Below are 17,972 nucleotides of genomic sequence, written 5' to 3'. Positions count from 1 at the left end.
TGCGCCCCAGCCTGGCGACCTCAGGAATCGGCTCCCCCGCGTGCTTCGCTCCAAGCGGGAGGTGCCCCCAGGTCCTTGAGAGCATCGATGAGGGTGACCATGTCATGGGAGTCGCTCTGCTGGTAGGCATCGATCAGCTTCTGGTAGACGGTCCAAGTGATGGTCACCTCCCAGTTCGGGTCGCCTTCTTGGAGGAGGGCATCCAGCTTGGTCGCCATCTTCTCGGTGAAGTGGTGGGCGCCGGTGAGGAGGAGTCTCCGAGCCCGATACAAGGGATCCTTCGCATGTCCCCTGCGCCCCAACGTGTCTTGCTGGACTCGGCGACGCACCTCGTCCAGGGCCTGACTGGCCAGCTTCGTCACATGGAAGATGTCGACCACCATGTCCGCCTCTTTCAGGGTCGCTGAGATGGCGTTGGCGTAACCGCGGTAGGGGTCGATGGCAGCGATGAGGATCTTGTTCGTGAACTCCTTGCCTTGGGAGGCCAACCAGTCCTCAGCGACCGCTCCCGAGCGTCCGACCTGGACATCCAGGAGCCTCGCGAAGGGCTTCGTCTTCCCGTCCTTGCCTCTCTTCGGCCTCGTGTGGTCCACCACCCCGGTGATCATCCGATTCTTGTGGGGCCCGGAATGGCGCCACACGCTGGGGGTACCTCCCGCTGGGAGCGCAGCGTGCGGGGGAATCGTCGAGGCCCAGGGCTTCCACGCTGGCCTGGTCGCTGATCTCCTTGAGGCGCTCCTGGAGGGGTCCCTCGATTGCCTTCCACAGGGTGTGCCACCCCACCTGGAGGTCCCGGGCCAGGGCGGACACGGCGACATCTCGGGTGAGGAGCTGGTTGACGGCCCAGGTGAGGGCTCGCGTCGTGAAGTGTGTGCGGGGTGGTGCCAACTGCGTCTCTTCCCCCCAGGAGACCTGGGGGCAGGAGTGTTGTCGGCACCGCCAGGTGCGCCTGGACCACACGAGGAGGACAGGGACACCGAAGACACGGATGTCGTGGAGGAGACGTTGTTGGCGGCCATCCGCCACAGCCTGGACCCCACAGGCGGGACAGAACACGATGCCAGGGTCGGTCTCGACGTTCAGACGCAGGCCCGCAGGTGAGCGCTCCACACGCGTGACGTGGAAGCCGGGGAGGTCAGTGATGGCATCAGCGAGAGTGCAGTAGCCGGGATGAGTGCAGGTAGTGTGGAACACAGTCGGGGTCTTCTTCGAACGGGTCAGTCTGAACGCTTCCCATTCAAGAAGGCCCCGACCCCTCTCACCACAACCGACACACCCCTCTCAGCGCTTCAAACCACTCAGGCCAGCCTCACCAAACCACGCCGAATGACGAAGAGCCGTCAACCTCGACACGGCCCCTCAGTGGCTCCCCTCCGCTACTCATCACCTGCCGCAACCTCGCCAGCATCGCCCACGCCGTCTGGTAGGAGTTGATCGGCAGCACCCGGTGCAGGTGCGCCGCCGAGACGCCACCCTTGTCGGCACTCATCAGCCACGCCACCTCGAACCAGACCGTCAGCGGGGTGCGCGCGCCCGGCAACGACGCCCCCATCGGCGGCCTCAAGGTCGTCACCGAGGACGCCTGGTTCGCCGCGCGTCCCTCGGGCACCGAGGACGTGTACAAGATCTACGCCGAGTCCTTCAGGGGTGAGGACCACCTGCACGAGGTCCAGGCCGAGGCCAAGACGGTCGTGGACGCGGCCCTGGGCTGAGTCCCGCCACGTCGCACCGGGTCCCGCGCAGGGGCCGGAGTTGGGCCGCCCTCGTCACGTGTACGAGGGCGGCCCCGCTGCGATCAGGACAGGGACATGTCCCCGACCTCCAGGAGGCGTGCGACGTAGCGGGCCACGACGTCGACCTCGATGTTGACGGGGTCCCCCAGCCGCAGGTCTCCCAGGTTCGTGGCCCGCAGCGTCTCGGGGATCAGGGCGACACCGAGCGAACCGGCCCGGGCGCCGCCCTCGTCCGTCCCCCGCCCGACCTCGAGGATCTCCCCCGCGTCCACGCCGCGGCCGCCCTCGTCCGTCTCCTGCCCGACCGGGCGGCGCGCGGTTCCACCACCGACGTGCGTGATCGTCAGGGACACCCCGTTCAGTGCGACGGCACCCTTCTCGGCGACCAGGCCGACCAGGGGTGCGGGCACGGAGACCTCCAGCTCGACCCAGCCACCTTCCTCGCTGCGCCGCAGGAGGTGACCCACACCGTCGACGTGGCCCTGGACGATGTGCCCGTGCAGGCGGGCGTCGGCACGCAGTGAGCGTTCGAGGTTCACCGGCGATCCCGCTTGCAGGGAGCCGAGCGAGGTGCGCCGCAGTGTCTCGGGCATGACGTCGACGACGAACTCCTCGGCGGTGGGTTGGTCCACGACCGTCAGGCACGCTCCCGACACCGCGATCGAGTCGCCCTGCCTGGCGCCCCAGGCTGCCAGGGGACCTCGGATCCTCAGGGCCGCGCCGCCTCCCGGCTCGGGACCGGTCGAGACGATGGTGCCGACCTCTTCGACGATTCCGGTGAACATGGTGTCCGCGTACCCCCTGTGCTCAGGCTCCGGGGTGTGCGCGACGGGCGCGGACGCGTCACCGGGTGCAGCCCGGGCAGGCCGCGAGCAGCCCGCCGGTCGTCCCGGCGCCACGTGTGCCTCTCCCATCCGGACTCTCACCGTCGGTCCCGGAGTCCCACCGGGTCAACCATCCGTGTCACCGGCCGGATCGGCAGGCAACGTGGACGGGTCGCGGACTGTCACCGCCGGTTCGGACTTTCACCGACCCCGAAGCACGTGGTGTGTGCAATCGGCGCGATCCTATCGTCCGAGCGGCAACCGGACCCGGGACCCTCGGGCCCCACTCCGGGTGACCACCGGCACCCCCGGCGCCCTTCCCGGAGCCCACGACGCCCGCATAGACTCGGTGATCGTGCTCTCCACCTACGCCGACGTGCTGCGACTGCCCGGGGCTTGGCGATTCTCGCTGGCCGGGTTCATCCTGCGCATGCCGATGTCACTGGTGGGGATCTCCACGATCCTGCTGATCAAGTCGACATATGGGAACTACACCCTGGCCGGTGCGGTGAGCGCCGCCAACATCATCGGTCTCTCCATCGGAGCCCCCCTGCTGGCGCGACTGGTGGACACCCGCGGTCAACGCACCGTCATGGCACCCTCGCTGGCCGTCTCGGCCCTGTCGATGGTCGCCCTCGTCGCCGCTGCCCTGGCCCACGCTCCCGAGTGGGCGCTGTTCGCCCTGGCCGCCCTCTCGGGTGCCAGCTGGGGATCCCCGGGGGCACTGGTGCGGGCGCGGTGGTCGACGGTGGTCACCAACCAGAAGCAGCTGGCCACGGCGTACGCCATGGAGGCCGCGATCGACGAGTTCGTCTTCATCGTCGGGCCCGTCATGGCCACGCTGCTGGGCACCATGGTCCACCCCGCCACCGGGCTGGTGCTGGCGGTCACGTTCCTGACGCTGGGTGGCATCGCGTTCCTCGGGCAGGGCGCCACCGAGCCCCCGGTCGTCCGCCGCGAGGTGGGTGGACGCCACCCCACCGTCCTGTCCAACCCCGTCGTCATCGGCCTGGCACTGACCTACATCGGGGCGGGCGCGATGTTCGGCGCCAATGACGTCTCCGTCGTGGCCTTCACGGATGAGCACGGTGCAACGGCCCTGGCGGGCCCGCTCCTGGCCTTCTTCGCCCTCGGGTCCTTCACCGCGGCCCTGGTCTACGGGGCACGGACCTGGCACAGCCCCCTGTGGAAGCTCTACGGGGTGGGCATCGTGGCACTGGCCCTGGGTGCCTCCACGTTCCTGCTGGCGCGCAACCTGGTGGTGCTCGCGCTGGTCATGTGGGTCACGGGCCTGACGATCGCTCCGACCATGACCAATGTCAACACGATCGTCACGAAGGTCGTCCCCCCGACCCAGCTGACCGAGGGGCTCACCTGGATGTCCACCGCGATGAACATCGGGACCTCCATCGGCGCTGCCCTGGGTGGTCGCCGCGTGGACGCCGCGGGCGCGCACGGGGGCTTCCTGGTGGTCATCGCCTGCGCCTGGGCGATGGTGGCGCTCATGATCCTCGGTCTGCCACGGCTGCGCCGCGAGACGACCCGCGCGGACCGGGAGCTTCTGGACACCCTGGGTGAGGACTCGCCCCGACAGGCTCCCACCGTCTGAGGGAGGCCGACTCGGACCTCAGGACTGGGCGGAGCCGCCCTCGTGCGTGTCGCTCCCCGGCGCCGGTTCGTGTACCTCGACGTCGTGGACCTCCACGTCGACCACGGGTCCACCGGAGTTGACATCCGTGCGTTCGACCTCCAGGCGCACCTTGGCCAGGACCGCCACGAGCGCGGTGATGGCGGCAACCGTCGGGGAGGCCAGCACGGCGATCCCGCCGACGGCGACACCGGCGTTCATGGGCACGGCGAGGAGCTGCTTGCCCTGCTGGTCGCGGATGATGATGCGCCGGACGTCTCCGTCGGCGACGAGCTTCTTGATGGTGGACACCGCTTCGCTGCCCGCCACCTCGATGCGCTCGGTGAAGGTGCGTGCCTTGTCGTCATTCTGTCCAGCCATGGCTGTGGTCCCTCCAGTTGGGTTCACCCCTGATCATCCCAGTGCCGGGGCCCGCGCGCATCGGGGAGGACCCTGGGATTTCCCGGAGAAGGCGCGCGAGCCTGGTCGCAGTGGACGGCCCGACACGCAGCCCCCGCCGACAGGGATCCGGGCTGTCCCCAACCCGCACGGCGCCGGATCCGCCCCGTGACGTCCCACTGCGCGATGATGGGGCCATGCCCGACCTTCGTGCCTCCACCCAGGAGCCCAGCAGATGATCGATGACGAGACCCCCTCCCCGCTGCTCTCGACAGTCGCCTCCCTCGACGAGCGGACCAGCACGCTGGTGGCCCGCTACCTGGGCTGGACCGGCTGCTACCCGGGCATCATCGCCTTCGGGGGCTACGGCTCGCAGTCCATGGCGCGCGTGCTGGGGCGAGCCCTGATGACGCGCACGGGCGACCAGCGCGACTGGCTGGGCCAGCGTCGCGGTTGGCGCCAGTTCATGGACGCCCAGATCCCCCGCCAACCCGTCCTGGTCACCTGCGGACGCGCCCGCACCATCACCTTCGCCGACCCCGGCGGCTACGTCGACCTCACGCTCCACAACCACGGCCTCACCCCCGGCTGGCACCAGGCCACCCTGCAGGTCCTCCACGCGGGTGACGTCGCGGCCGCCGGCATCGACGAGGGCGACGCCCCCCTGCCCGTGGAACTCGTGTCGGGGCGGCTACGGCCCCTCGGGAGCCGGGGCGACGAGGGCGTGGGCGACAGTGAGGACGCGGCGAGCGGCACCGGTCGCGGCACGGGCACGGGCACGGGCACCACGGCGGGTGCGACATCGACACCGGGTGCGGCACCGGCAGCGGCGCCCGCTTCCGCGACGGAGGTCCGGACCGGGGCCACGGGCGCACGCCTGCGCGCCGGTGCCCCCACCCACCTCGCCCTGCGCGTGGTCGGTGACGGGGAGCACCTGGGTCTGGTCTCCGACATCGACGACACGGTGATGGTCTCGATGGTGCCGCGCCTCCTGGTCGCGGTGAAGCACGCCTTCCTGGACCGGGTCTCCTCCCGGGAGGCCGTGCCCGGCATGGCGGAGATGCTCAACCGGGTGACACAGGTGGCCGGCCGACGCCAGCACGAGGCGGGGGCCGACCCCACCACCCTGCCCCAGGGACTGCTGCCCGCCCCGGTCGTCTACCTGTCGACGGGGGCGTGGAACGTGGTGCCCACGGTGCGCGATTTCCTGGCGCGTCTGCACTACCCCCGCGGGGCCTTCCTCATGACGGACTTCGGCCCCTCCAACAGCGGTTGGTTCCGCTCCGGGCCGGCACACAAGCGTCGCGAGCTGCGCCGCCTGGCCTCCGACCTGCCACAGGTGAGCTGGATCCTGGTGGGAGATGACGGGCAGCGCGACCCGATGATCTACGCGGAGTTCTCCCGTGAGCACCCCGACCGGGTGGCGGGTATCGCCATCCGCTCCCTGTCCGAGCTCGAGCAGGTCCTGGCCCACGGCACGCCCGTGCCCCTGGTCCCCGACGCCCTCTGGTCCGTGCCCGAGGACATCCCGGTCTGGTACGGAAGTGACGGCACGGAGCTGCTGGACAGCATGCGCCGGGGCGGCATCGACCGTCGCCTGGTGCGGATGACCGACCCGGGTGCGCAGGACGAGGGCGAGGACGCCACCCCCGGCGAGCTGGCGGGGCCGACACCCGACCGGGAGTCCTGACCACACCGGTCCCCTCCACCCACCGGGCACTCCACCCACGGGTCCCCTCCACGCACCGGGCACCGCGCACCCGCTGCGCCGCACGCGACGCCGGTGCGGTCGGTGCCACCGGGGTCCGAGGACCCGTTCACGTGGTCACGGATGGCGGTTCGACCACCGAGACAGTGCCCCCCAGGGGGCATCCTCCTCATCACGGGCACGCCTGCGGAGGGGACGTGTCCCACCACGGGACCCGGTGCGGGGACGCCCTCGTCGGGTCCGGAGACACCCGGCGCCCGCACGACGCAGCGGACACCGCCGGGCCCCACCACCACCGACAACCCGCGCCGCACCGGGCCACGCACCGACCACCGACCGGCGACCCGACCCACCCGGAGGACCCCATGCCAGAACCCGTCATCTCCCCCACCCCCACCACCGAGGACTTCACCGGCAAGGTCGTCTTCATCACCGGTGCCGGTTCCGGCCAGGGGCGCGCCGCGGCCCTCGCCTTCGCCCGCAACAACGCCGCCGTGGTGGGTTTCGACCTGGACCGACCCCTCTCCTACCCCGCCTACGTGGCCGACGAGTCCGCAGCCCTGGACTCCCTGGGTGAGGAGATCGAGGCCAACGGCGGCCAGTTCCTCGCCGCCACCGGCGACGTGCGCGAGGCCGCCGACCTGGAGGCCGCGGTCTCGGCGGCCCTGGCACGCTTCGGACGCATCGACGTGCTCTTCAACAATGCCGGGGTCGGGTCCTACGCCCGGGCCGTGGAGATGACCGAGGACCAGTGGGACGCCGTCCTCGACATCAACCTCAAGGGTGCCTGGCTGACCGCGCGTGCCGTCATCCCGACCTTCGTCGCACAGGGGTCGGGAGTCATCATCAACAACTCCTCCGTCGCCGGGCTGCGTGGGTTCGCGAACCTGTCGCACTACGTGGCCAGCAAGTGGGGACTGGTGGGGTTGACGAAGTCCTGGGCGATCGAGCTGGCCCCGCACGGCGTGCGTGTCGTGTCCATCCATCCCACCGGCGTCAACTCCGCCTTCAATGACGGGCTGGCCGCGCAGGAGGGCTCCACACCCCTGGAGATCGCGGAGCGCTCGGCGGGCAACCTGCTGCCGGTGCCCTGGGTGGAGGTCGACGACGTCGCGGAACTCGTGCTCTTCCTCGCCTCCGACCGGGCGCGCTACATCACCGGATCCCAGGTCCCGGTGGACGCCGGGCTGCTGACGCGCTGAGGTCCGGGACCCGTGTCCCCGCCCCGGGCAGGAACGCCCCTTCCACGCGTGCGCACCGGTGGCCGCGAGCGCATCGGTTGCTCCCCCCGCCCCCGCGACCTCATCCGCCACCCCGTCCGCGGGGGCGAGCGCCTCCGTCGTGCCTCCCGCGCGCGCCACCGCCCCCGCCCCCGCGACCGCCCGCTCCGGCCACTCCGGCCCCGACGGCCTCGGGTTCCTCCCGGTGCGCGCCCTGTGCACAGGCTTCGCTGCGGACACCTTCACACCCCTCGACGTCCTCGAGGAGGTCCTGGGTCGGGCGCGCGGCGTGGCGCGCGACCTGGGTGCCATCTCCTTCCTCGACGAGGGCGGCGCCGTGGAGCAGGCCAGGGCCTCCACCCTGCGGTGGCGACAGGGCCACCAGCTGGGCCCCTTCGACGGGGTGCCCGTCACGGTGAAGGACTCCCTGGCGGTGCGCGGTCTGCCCAGCGTGCGCGGCAGCCTGCTGCGCCGCGACGCGCCGCCCGAGGACACCGACGAGCCAGCTGAGGCACGCCTGCGCGAGGCGGGGGCGGTCATCGTCGCGAAGACGACCATGCCGGAGTTCGCGTGGAGCGCGGTCTCGGACTCCCCCGTGTGGGGCGTGGTGCGCAATGCGTGGGATCCCACGCGCACGGCGGGTGGGTCCTCGGGCGGGGCGGCGGTGGCGACGGCCCTGGGGGTCGGGACGGTGGGCCTGGGATCCGACGGGGCGGGGTCGGTGCGCATCCCGGCCTCCTTCAACGGGGTGGTGGGCCTGAAGGCAACCTTTGGGCGCATCCCCGCCACTCCCTCAGGGGCCTTCGCCAGGTTGGCCCACGTCGGCCCGCTGGCGCGCACGGTGGAGGACGCAGCCCTCGCCCTGGACGTCCTGGCACGCACGGACCCCCGCGACCCGGACTCCCTGGAGGCTCCTCGCTTCTCGTACGTGCAGGTCGTGGACCGGGCGGAGGCGTTCGCGCACCCCCTGCGCATCGGGTTCAGCCCCGACCTCGGGTCCGGCATCGTGGACGAGGGCGTCGCCGAAGCCGTCCGACGCTCAGTCGAGGCCTTGATCGATAGGGGTGTCCAGGTCACCGCAGTGACGTTGGAGTTGCCGGAGGTGGGGGCGGAGATGGTGGACCTGTGGTCCGGGGTGCTGGCCGCGGAACTCGCTGACCTGGACGCCGGCGAGGAGGTGCACCTGGATCCAGGCCTGCGTGCCGCGGTGGTGCACGGCCGGGCACTGTCCGCCGCTGAGTTCCTTCGGGCCTCGACACGGGCCCGGGAAGGCGTCGCGCTGGCACTGGCCGCCTTCCATGCCGACCACGACGTCCTGGTCACGCCGACCCTGCCGGTCACGGCGTTCGAGGCTGGGCGCCAGGTCCCCGAAGGATGGCGAGGTGCCGGGGGACCGGGGCGCACGTGGATGTCATGGACACCCCTGACCTGGCCCTTCAACCTGACGGGGCAACCGGCCGTGTCCGTGCCGGTCGGTGTCGACGGCGACGGGCTCCCCGTCGGTTTGCAGGTGATTGCACGGCGGGGCCACGACGAGGAGGCACTGGCGGTGGCGGCGCTGTTGGAGCGGGCGGTCGTGGCCCGGGGTGTGTAGGTCGCCCGGTGGCGGGGTCACCGACTGCCCGGCGGGCAGACTGGGTCACGGGATCGGGTCACGGGCAGGCGCTCGCGAGCCCCTGCCCGCTCGTATCCGGGTGCTCGGCCGCCTGTGCCGGAGGTGCGACTGCATTGAAGTGTGGTCTCGATGGCCCGAGGGCCCTCAGCGGGGCCATTTTCGCATCGAGACCACACTTCGATGTCACGGTCCCCGAGCACCAGCGCACAACCAGTGCCTGCACCGCATGACAGATACCCCCATGGGGTATAACGTGGATGCATGAGCGCCAGAGACGAGCACGAACACCACCACGACAGCGCACCAGACGCGCAGGACGACCACGCCCAGCAGGTGGGTCACGCCGCGCACGACATGACATACATGGATCACACCGACCACGCCGGGCACGACCGCGTGCAGGTCTCCTCCCCCGATGAGTCCGGGCAGGTGCCCACACATGACACCCACGCAGGTCACCACCACATGGGCGATATGGAGCACCCGGGTGCCGGCGACTCGCGCAGCGACCGACACGCCCGCCACCACGACACAGACCACACCGACCACGCGGGCCACGCCATGTCCGGGATGGACATGGGTTCCATGGGCTCGATGCCCGGCATGGACCACGACATGGCGCACATGGGCCACGGCGGGCACGCCGGCCATGTCGCCCGCTTCCGCCGCCTGTTCTGGACGATGCTCGCCATCTCGATCCCCGTGGTCGCCTTCAGCCCGATGTTCGCCGACCTCGTCGGCTACGCGCTCCCCGCCGGCACATGGGCCCAGTGGGTCTCCCCGCTGCTGGGCACCGTCGTCTACCTCTGGGGTGGCTGGCCGTTCCTGACCGGGGCCGTCTCCGAGATCCGCTCACGCAAGCCGGGGATGATGCTGCTCATCGGCCTGGCCATCACCGTCGCCTTCCTCGCTTCCTGGGGTGCGAGCCTGCACCTGTTGGACCACTCCCTGGAGTTCTGGTGGGAGCTGGCCCTGCTGGTGGTCATCATGCTGCTGGGCCACTGGGTCGAGATGCGCTCCCTGGCCCAGACCACCTCCGCCCTGGACTCACTGGCCGCCCTCCTCCCCGATGAGGCCGAGAAGGTCTCCGGCTCCGGCACTGTGACGGTCGCTCCCGCCGACCTCCTCGTCGGTGACGTCGTCGTGGTGCGCCCGGGAGCTGCGGTGCCCGCGGACGGTCGCATCGTCGAGGGCGCCGCCGCCGTGGACGAGTCCATGGTCACCGGCGAGTCCCGACCCGTCCACCGCGGCATCGGCGACCAGGTGGTCGCCGGCACCGTCGCCACGGACTCCGGGCTGCGCGTGGAGGTGACCGCGGTCGGTGACGACACGGCGCTGGCGGGCATCCGCAAGCTGGTCGCGGATGCGCAGGGTTCCTCGTCCCACGCCCAGCGTCTGGCCGACCGGGCTGCCGGGTGGCTGTTCTGGTTCGCGCTGGGTGCAGCAGCTGTGACCGCCCTCGTGTGGACGCTGCTGGGCCACCCCAGCGACGCGGTGGTGCGCACGATCACCGTGCTCGTCATCGCCTGCCCCCACGCCCTGGGCCTGGCCATCCCGCTGGTGGTCTCCATCGCCACCGAACGCGCGGCCCGCGGAGGCGTCCTGGTCAAGGACCGCCTCGCCCTGGAGTCCATGCGTACCGTCGACACCGTCCTCTTCGACAAGACCGGCACGCTGACCAAGGGCGAGCCGGCCCTCACCGCCGTGGAAGCGGCCGCAGGCATGGACGAGGACCGCGTCCTCGCCCTGGCCGCCGCAGCCGAGACCGACTCCGAGCACCCCCTGGCGCGCGCCATCATGGCGGAGGCCCACTCGCGTGGCCTGGACGTGCCCGCCGCCTCCGACTTCTCCTCCTCCCCTGCCGTGGGCGTGCGCGCGAGGGCGGAGGGCTCAGTGGTCGAGGTCGGCGGACCCCGCCTGCTGGAGGAACGCCATGCCACCGAGCTCCCGGTCGCCAGCTCCTGGCGTGAGCAGGGTGCGATCATCCTCCACGTCCTCGTCGACGGGAAGGTGGCCGGTGCCCTGCGCCTGGCCGACGAGGTCCGCCCCGAGTCCCACCAGGCCGTGGACGCCCTGCACGCACTCGGCGTCCGGGTCGTGATGATCACGGGGGATGCGCAGGCCGTGGCGGACTCCGTCGCCGGGGAGCTCGGCATCGACCGGGTCTTCGCCGGGGTGCGCCCCGAGGACAAGGCCCAGCGCGTGGAGCAGCTGCAGTCGGAGGGTCACAAGGTTGCGATGGTGGGTGACGGCGTCAACGACGCCCCCGCCCTGGCCAGGGCGGACGTCGGCATTGCGATCGGTGCGGGCACCGATGTCGCCATCAGCTCCGCGGGCGTGATCCTGGCCAGTTCGGACCCCCGCTCCGTGCTCTCCGTCATCGAGTTGTCGCGGGCCAGCTACCGCAAGATGCAGCAGAACCTGTGGTGGGCCGCCGGGTACAACCTGATCTCGGTACCGCTGGCCGCAGGCGTCCTGGCCCCCATCGGCTTCGTCATGCCGATGAGCATCGGTGCCCTGCTGATGTCGGCCTCCACCGTGGTCGTGGCTCTCAACGCACAGCTGTTGCGCCGCCTGGACCTCAGCCCGGAGCACAGTGTGGAGGTGGTGCTGGGGCGTGGTTCCGCGACGCGGTCCGACACCGCTGCGCACTCCGGTGCCGGGGAGGTCTCCCGTTCGGCGTGAGCTCGCGACCCCGCAGGGGAGACCTTCCGGTCTGGGGGCACCGAGTGCGATGAGTGACAGGGGCCGTCAGACCAGGTCGAGCGGCGGCAGGTCCGGGCGTTCGTCGAGGTCGGAGAGGTCCACGGGTGCGCCCGCCGCGGGCGCGGTCGTCGCGGGCCCGGTCGCCACGGGCGCCGCACCGACCTCCCGATGGGCATGCCTGGGAAGAGGGGCGGCTCGTGCCTCTCATGCACTGATCAACCGACTCCCTGCTGCGACCTCCCGCTCCCGCTCCCGCTCCTACTTCCGCTCCGCGCGTCGCGCGTCGTGGAAGGTGTCGCAGGTCGGACATTTCCGCAGGCAGGCATCCCCAACGGTGGAGTTCTCACCGAACGGTGGACCTGTACCCCCTCCGTTCGGTGGGAAGTCCACCGTTCGGCGAAAGCTCCCTCCGCCCGGTGCACCTGTGCCGACTGCCGTGACCGGATACCCTGTCTGTTCAGGGCGTTCTGCGGAATCAGGGGGAACCAGATGACATCCGACAACGAGTTCGAGTCGCCGGACCTCCGGAGGTTCATCCAGGAACTCCTGAGCGATGCCACCCCGGAACAGATCGGAGCACTGCTCTCCGGCGGCTTCCCCGGTGCACTCCCCGGCGGCGGGCCCGGACTGCCTGACACCTGGCATCCCCCTCGGCCCCGACTCCACCCCGTCCCCACGACCACGAGGGGCTTCCGCATCCGGGTCGACCTCCTGCGCACCAAACCGCCCGTCTGGCGGCGCATCGAGGTCCCCGGGGACATCACTCTCCCCCGCCTCCACGACGTGCTCCAGGCCGCCATGGGGTGGACGGACAGCCACCTGCACCGCTTCCGCACGGGCAACGGCCGCAACGCTCCGGAGTTCCTCACTTCCTTCGACCTCGACGAGGGTGACGAGGGCCTGCTCGAGGACGGAGTCCGCCTGGACCAGGTCGTCGCCGCCGAAGGCGACCGTCTCTGGTACGAGTACGACTTCGGCGACGGGTGGGAGCACGTGCTGCGCGTGGAGAAGGTGCTCAATGACCCGCCGACCGCCCCCCGGTGCCTCCGGGGCAGGCTCGCCTGCCCACCGGAGGACTGCGGCGGTGCGTGGGGCTACAGCGAGATCGCCGAGTGGGTGCGCAGCGGCTTCGATGATGCACTGCGCCCGGAGGTCTTCGACAGTGCCGAGGACGGGCGCGCCTGGCTGCCCGAGGGGTGGCATCCCGATGCCTTCGACCTCGAGGGGACGAACGCGATGATCACGATGCTCTCGGTAGAGCCCGCGCCGGTCACCGTGGAACTCGCGTCACTGCTCGAGGTGTCGAGGAACCGGGGCTCGCGCCTCCTGCGCGACGCCCTCGCCGATCCCGCATCCTTCGGCCCCATCGAGGTCAGTGCCGATGCCGCTGCCCGGCTCACGGAACCCCTGCGGGTCCTGCTCGACGTCATCGGCGAGGGCGTCGGGCTCACCGCTGCGGGGTACCTGAAGCCGACCGACGTCGAGCAGGTCGCGCGGCGCACCGGCATCGCCGAGTGGTGGATCGGGAAGGTCAACCGCGAGGACCTCACCCCACCCGTCGCACAGGTGCGCGACACGGCTCGGGCCCTCGGGCTCGTCTCCGTGCGCAAGGGGCGCATCACACCGACGCTGGCCGCCAGGCGCTGTGGTGAGGACCCGGAGGCCCTCCTGCGCCACATCACGGGCCGGCTCCCGCTCGGGAAGTCCACCGCCGAGCGCCAGTTCGGCTGGGCGGCCCTCGCCGTCGCCGGGAGCGAGACCCCTGCGGAACTGTGGGACCGGAGCATCAGCGAGATGATGTTCGACCTCGGCTGGCACGACTCCAGGGACAGCTTCGCGGCGCCCCCGGCTGGCAGCCCGACGCTCGACGTCCTCGGACTGCTGGCAGGGACCCTGCGCACCGGTCGACCCCCGCGCGGCGTCGATGCGGACGTCGCGGCCGCGGCCCGTGCCGCCACGCGGACGCCGTGATCCGGTCGGACAGGTCCGGGGCCGGGCATCCCGAGAGGTGACGCTGCAGCCCCTCCGGTGGGTGGGAGGTCCACCCCTCGGCGGGAGGCCGGCCGCTCACGAGGGCGGCTCGGGTGAGCTCCCCAGGACGAGGGCGAACTCCCGGTAGTCGCTGTGTCCGGGCAGGTCCTTCAGGCAGGTGCCGATCAACCGCCGCGCGGACCCGTCGTCCCCGCGCAGGTGGGCCAGTCGGGAGGCCAGGAACGTGCGCTCCGAACCGACCAGTGCGGGGTGCTTCACCAGGGCGTCGAGCAGGGGCTCGTACTCCGTGTCGACGAGGCGGTCCAGCAGCATGGCGTTCCACTGGGCCAGGTTGCTGGCACGGTCGCGCACCGGATCGTCGTACCGATGTCGCCGAGTGGTGGTGAGGCCGTCGAGCGCACGGACATGGGCAGCGGCGAATGCGCCCCAGGCATCCGTGTTCGTCAGCATCGGTGCGAGGACCTCGGCCAGGCTGCGCTCATGCTCCGCGACCCAGCCCTCCCCGAACCGGGTCCAGCCGTGGCGCCTCTCCCAGCGGATGAGTTGTGGGGCGACCAGGTCAGCCATCCCGGTGATGCCGTGCTGGGCGCGTGCCACCGTCCAGATCGCCTCCGCAGCGTCGGAGACCACGAACCTGGCGGCGGCCACCGCGTCCTCGGAGCGGAAGTAGTCGTAGGAACCCACCTCGCAGGCCAGGTCGATGAGGATCGCGAGCGCGCGGGACGCCTTCTCGGACTCCTCACCGCGCAGTGCGGAGACGGCATCGGTGGCGAGCCCCTTGAACTCGGTGCGCCACTTGGTGCGCTGGGAGGGGGAGACCCGGCGGTCGCCTGCGAGATAGGCGCCTGCTCGGGCGAGCGCTGCGAAGGTCTTGATGCGGGTCAGGGTGAGTGCGCCGTCGGCTGGCGCGTTGGCGGCCGCCCGTCTGACCTTGGCCCGCACGGGATCCAGTGTGTCCAGGATGCGTTCCCGCATCTGGGCACTTCCCCGCCAGTAGAGCGTCCACAGGGCCTTCCGCAGCGCGTCCTCGTCGAGCGGGGCGAGCTTGCGGGAGAAGTCCTCGCGTGAGAGCCGATCCGTCATGGTCCGACGATAGCGGGGCGTCCGGTGCCCTGCGGCGCCCCCGCGACGTCAGACCAGGCCCAGCGGCGGCAGGTCCGGGCGCTCGTCGAGGTCGGAGAGGTCCGCGGATGCCACAGTCCTCTTCTTCCCCCGACTGCCGACACTGCCTGGAGCTCGCTCGACAGCGGCGTGGCTGGACGCAGTGTCGACGCGCGGTTGGTGTAACGAAACATAAAAGAGTGTAACGACCTGTTATACACTGTTATAGATCGTCATAGGAGGGTGTTCGATGGACCCGGTTCTCAACCCGTACATGCCCGGGGCGGGCCGAAAGCCCACCGCGTTGGTTGGTCGCGATGACGCGCTACGGGCATGGGGGGTCGCACTGCGCAGGGCGGAGCGGGGCACGACCGATCAGCCGATGATCCTCTATGGCCTGCGCGGGGTGGGCAAGACGGTCTTGATCACACAGCTACGTCACGACGCAGAGGACCGCGACTGGTGGGTAGCCCAGGTGGAGGCCGGGACTGAGCGTCCCCTCCGCGAGATCCTCGGAGAAGGACTTTACGAGCCCCTGTCGGAGATCAGTCGCCCCTCGGCCGGAAAGCGGGTCCTTCGAGCCCTGAAGACGGCGCTCTCTTTCAAGGCTTCCTACGACGCAACGGGGAACTGGACCTTCGGCGTTGACCTCTCGGATGCCGCCGGCGGAGGTGCAGACACCGGGATGCTCGCCACTGATCTTCGGATGATCCTCAAGGACCTGTCCCTCGCTGCGCGGGAAGCAGGAGTGGGACTCGCGATTCTCATCGATGAAGCGCAGGACTTGGACACCGAGGAGTTGACGACACTCGCGGTCATCGCCCAAGCTGCAGCGCAGGACAACTGGCCGGTCCTGTTTGCCCTCGCGGGCCTGCCGAGTCTTCCCCAAACACTCGCAGAAGCGAAGTCGTACACCGAGCGGTTCCAGTTCATCAAAGTGGAGAGACTCTCCGAGAGCGACGCGCGAGCCGCAATTCTGCGGCCTGCGGAAGGGGAAGGCGTGTCGTGGAGCACCGAAGCGTTGGAGCACGTCGTGTCCCATTCCGGGAGATACCCCTACTTCATCCAGCAGTTCGGCCAGGAGGCATGGAACGTGGCGGAAGGGCTGAGGATCGGCCTCACCGATGCGAAGCTCGGTGTCGTCCAGGGACAGAGCCAACTCGACAACGGCTTCTTCCGTTCGCGATGGGACCGGACCACGGCAGCCGAGAAGCGTTACCTCCGCGCAATGTGCCCTGAAGGAGACGCAGGCGTCGGATCCGGGGAAGTCGCCTCACGAATGGGCAAGTCCCTCAACCAGCTCGGCCCGATCCGCGCACGACTGATCCACAAAGGACTGATCTACGCCCCGGACCACGGCATTGTTGCCTTCACCGTCCCCGGCATGGCCGGCTTCATCGACCGACAGATCGAGTGAAGGGGCGGCCCCGACAGAGCCTTCAGCTGAGACCCAGCGGCTCCAGCTCCGGGCGTTCGTCGAGGTCGGAGAGGTCCACGGGCGCGGTCGCCACAGGGGTACCAGCCCCGTGCGCGGCGGCCCCGTGCGCCGCACCGACCTCCCCCACCCCGGCCGCGTAGAAGACGCGCAGGTCCTCCACCAGCTTCTCCAGGCAGCCCGGGCTCGTGTAGACCATGTGCCCGGCCGGGTAGTAGGTGAAGGCGATGTTGGAGCGCAGGGGTGCCGGCAGCCCCAGGTGGTCGATGTCGTACTCGGTCTGGAAGAAGGGGGTGGCCAGGTCGAAGTAGCCGTTGGCCACCAGCACCTTCAGGCGCGGGTTGCGCACCAGGGCCGCCGCCAGGTCCGGCATGACCTGTGGGTACGTCAGCGTCTGGTCCCACATGGTCTTCGTGTGTCCGGGCTGCTTGTGCTGCCAGACCCACCCCTTGCCCGGCTCCGTGGACTCCCAGTCCATCTCGGAGAAGGCGCGGCGCTCCTGGGTGCCCGTCCATCCGAGTTCCTCACGCAGGTAGGTGTTGACCAGGGCCCCGTAGGCGGGGCTGATGAAGGCGTCGTCGGACACGAAGGTCTCGTCGTCGGAGGCGGTGTCCAGGTCGAAGCCGGACACGCGCCCGTCGTAGCGTCCCACCACCAGACCCCGGTCGCGCAGCAGCTCCTTGCGGAAGCGCGGGTCCAGGACCCGCAGGTCCGAGCGCAGCACGTACTCGGGCGACACCCCGGCCAGCTCGGCGTATCTCCGGGCCACGGCCTGCGCATCGCTGCGTGCTAGGCGGTCACCGCGTGAGAGGGCCCGGCGCAACGCGCCGTCTGCGAACTCGCGGGCCTCCTGGACGTGGGCGCGCAGTGCCGCGAGGTCCGCGACCGGGCCGGCCCCGTTGGTCCCTGCCGCACCAGCGTCGCCCTCGTCCGCGGGGGTGGAGGAGGGGACCGCTCCCGCGCCCGCCCCCCCGTGGTAGTGCGCGATGGCGGCGTAGGTGGGGAAGTAGCCGATGTAGGCCTGGTCGTCGGTGCCGACGATGTGGCCGTAGTCGAGGATGTCGGAGAGGAGCACCACTCCGTTCAGGGCGATGCCCGCGTCGAGCAGTGCGTAGGAGAGCACCGAGCCGCGCACGGTGCCGTAGGACTCCCCGAAGACGTACTTGGGGGAGTTCCAGCGCCCGTTGGCCGAGAGCCACCGCTGGATGAACTGGACGAAGGCCGCGACGTCCCCGTCCACGGACCACAGCTCCGCCTTGGCCTCCTCGGCGATCTCGGAGAACCCGGCGCCCGGGGCGTCGATGAAGACGAGGTCGGACTGGGGCAGCAGGGCCTGCGGGTTGTCGATGAGCCCGTAGGGCGCGACCGTGGGGGCGGCCGTGGGGTCTGCGCTCGGGTCCTGCCAGGAGATGCGCCGCGGCCCCAGCGACCCGAGCAGCAGGAAGGTCGTGGCGCTGCCGGGACCGCCGTTGAACAGGAAGGTCACCGGTCGGGTCGCGTCGGGGTGTGCGCCGTCGGGCAGGGCGATGAAGTCGGCGTGGAAGACGGACGAGGCGGGGGGGGGCCTCTTCGTGTCGCTGGGCAGCCTGGGCCGGGTGGCGCCACAGGTCCA

13 protein-coding genes, 2 pseudogenes and 1 riboswitch are annotated in these 17,972 nt (G+C 70.7%); of the genes and pseudogenes, 8 read left to right on the top strand and 7 right to left on the bottom strand.

The features are described from left to right. Nucleotides 1–20: 20 nt before the first annotated feature. The 3 genes and pseudogenes from BQ9890_RS12925 to BQ9890_RS12915 form a co-directional block, all read right to left on the bottom strand. The gene (locus BQ9890_RS12925; protein ID WP_268258647.1) at nt 21–608 is read right to left on the bottom strand and encodes a transposase; all 588 of its coding nucleotides are present in this window, start codon (nt 606–608) and stop codon (nt 21–23) included. Continuing rightward, nucleotides 496–1,056 (bottom strand): helix-turn-helix domain-containing protein, encoded by a 561-nt coding sequence (locus BQ9890_RS16975; protein WP_407638918.1) that lies wholly within the window; start codon nt 1,054–1,056, stop codon nt 496–498. The genes BQ9890_RS12925 and BQ9890_RS16975 overlap by 113 nt, the downstream gene beginning before the upstream one ends. A gap of 277 nt (nt 1,057–1,333) precedes the next feature. After that, a pseudogene (locus tag BQ9890_RS12915) lies at nt 1,334–1,531 on the bottom strand (IS1595-like element ISAar1 family transposase); the annotation flags it as partial. Here BQ9890_RS12915 and BQ9890_RS12910 point away from each other — a divergent pair. Next, nucleotides 1,524–1,712, top strand: a pseudogene (locus BQ9890_RS12910) (phosphoglucomutase, alpha-D-glucose phosphate-specific); the annotation flags it as partial. The pseudogenes BQ9890_RS12915 and BQ9890_RS12910 overlap by 8 nt on opposite strands. An 83-nt stretch (nt 1,713–1,795) precedes the next feature. Here the strand turns inward: BQ9890_RS12910 and BQ9890_RS12905 are convergent. Beyond that, entirely contained in the window at nt 1,796–2,518 is a 723-nt protein-coding gene (locus BQ9890_RS12905) for a riboflavin synthase (RefSeq protein WP_075892035.1), read from the bottom strand. A gap of 113 nt (nt 2,519–2,631) precedes the next feature. Next, nucleotides 2,632–2,779: riboswitch (FMN riboswitch) on the bottom strand. A 133-nt stretch (nt 2,780–2,912) separates the two neighbouring features. Between BQ9890_RS12905 and BQ9890_RS12900 the strand changes: the two genes are divergently transcribed. Beyond that, nucleotides 2,913–4,166: an MFS transporter gene (locus BQ9890_RS12900; RefSeq protein ID WP_075893225.1), complete on the top strand. Its 1,254-nt coding sequence runs from the start codon at nt 2,913–2,915 to the stop codon at nt 4,164–4,166. A gap of 18 nt (nt 4,167–4,184) precedes the next feature. Here BQ9890_RS12900 and BQ9890_RS12895 read toward each other — a convergent pair whose 3' ends face one another. After that, nucleotides 4,185–4,565: a DUF4342 domain-containing protein gene (locus BQ9890_RS12895; protein ID WP_075892033.1), complete on the bottom strand. Its 381-nt coding sequence runs from the start codon at nt 4,563–4,565 to the stop codon at nt 4,185–4,187. A gap of 253 nt (nt 4,566–4,818) precedes the next feature. Here BQ9890_RS12895 and BQ9890_RS12890 point away from each other — a divergent pair, with 253 nt between their 5' ends. The 5 genes from BQ9890_RS12890 to BQ9890_RS12870 all read left to right on the top strand — a co-directional run bounded on the left by BQ9890_RS12890 (nt 4,819) and on the right by BQ9890_RS12870 (nt 13,803). Continuing rightward, nucleotides 4,819–6,273 (top strand): App1 family protein, encoded by a 1,455-nt coding sequence (locus tag BQ9890_RS12890; RefSeq protein ID WP_075892031.1) that lies wholly within the window; start codon nt 4,819–4,821, stop codon nt 6,271–6,273. A 383-nt stretch (nt 6,274–6,656) separates the two neighbouring features. Next, nucleotides 6,657–7,493 (top strand): mycofactocin-coupled SDR family oxidoreductase, encoded by an 837-nt coding sequence (locus BQ9890_RS12885; RefSeq protein ID WP_075893223.1) that lies wholly within the window; start codon nt 6,657–6,659, stop codon nt 7,491–7,493. Between the two features lie 139 nt (nt 7,494–7,632). Further along, nucleotides 7,633–9,105, top strand: coding sequence for an amidase family protein (locus BQ9890_RS12880; RefSeq protein ID WP_143226352.1), 1,473 nt, complete (start codon nt 7,633–7,635; stop codon nt 9,103–9,105). 282 nt (nt 9,106–9,387) lie between these two features. Next, nucleotides 9,388–11,811, top strand: coding sequence for a heavy metal translocating P-type ATPase (locus tag BQ9890_RS12875; RefSeq protein ID WP_230297948.1), 2,424 nt, complete (start codon nt 9,388–9,390; stop codon nt 11,809–11,811). A gap of 510 nt (nt 11,812–12,321) precedes the next feature. Then, nucleotides 12,322–13,803: a plasmid pRiA4b ORF-3 family protein gene (locus BQ9890_RS12870; protein ID WP_075892029.1), complete on the top strand. Its 1,482-nt coding sequence runs from the start codon at nt 12,322–12,324 to the stop codon at nt 13,801–13,803. Between the two features lie 96 nt (nt 13,804–13,899). Here BQ9890_RS12870 and BQ9890_RS16480 read toward each other — a convergent pair whose 3' ends face one another. Beyond that, nucleotides 13,900–14,907 (bottom strand): hypothetical protein, encoded by a 1,008-nt coding sequence (locus tag BQ9890_RS16480; protein WP_075892027.1) that lies wholly within the window; start codon nt 14,905–14,907, stop codon nt 13,900–13,902. A 268-nt stretch (nt 14,908–15,175) separates the two neighbouring features. Here BQ9890_RS16480 and BQ9890_RS12860 point away from each other — a divergent pair, with 268 nt between their 5' ends. Beyond that, nucleotides 15,176–16,342 carry an ATP-binding protein gene (locus BQ9890_RS12860; protein WP_075892025.1) on the top strand — a complete coding sequence of 389 codons (1,167 nt, stop codon included), beginning with the start codon at nt 15,176–15,178 and terminating at the stop codon, nt 16,340–16,342. Between the two features lie 22 nt (nt 16,343–16,364). On the opposite strand, the gene BQ9890_RS12855 is transcribed toward BQ9890_RS12860, so the two are convergent. Further along, nucleotides 16,365–17,972 (bottom strand): S10 family peptidase (locus BQ9890_RS12855; protein ID WP_075892023.1); only part of this gene is annotated, 1,608 nt, incomplete at its 5' end.

The sequence above is a fragment of the Actinomyces provencensis genome (assembly GCF_900155435.1).
In the GTDB taxonomy this organism is placed as follows: Bacteria; Actinomycetota; Actinomycetes; order Actinomycetales; family Actinomycetaceae; genus Pauljensenia; species Pauljensenia provencensis.
Note: the sequence above shows the minus strand (reverse complement) of the source record. Positions and strands in the feature narration are given on the sequence as shown.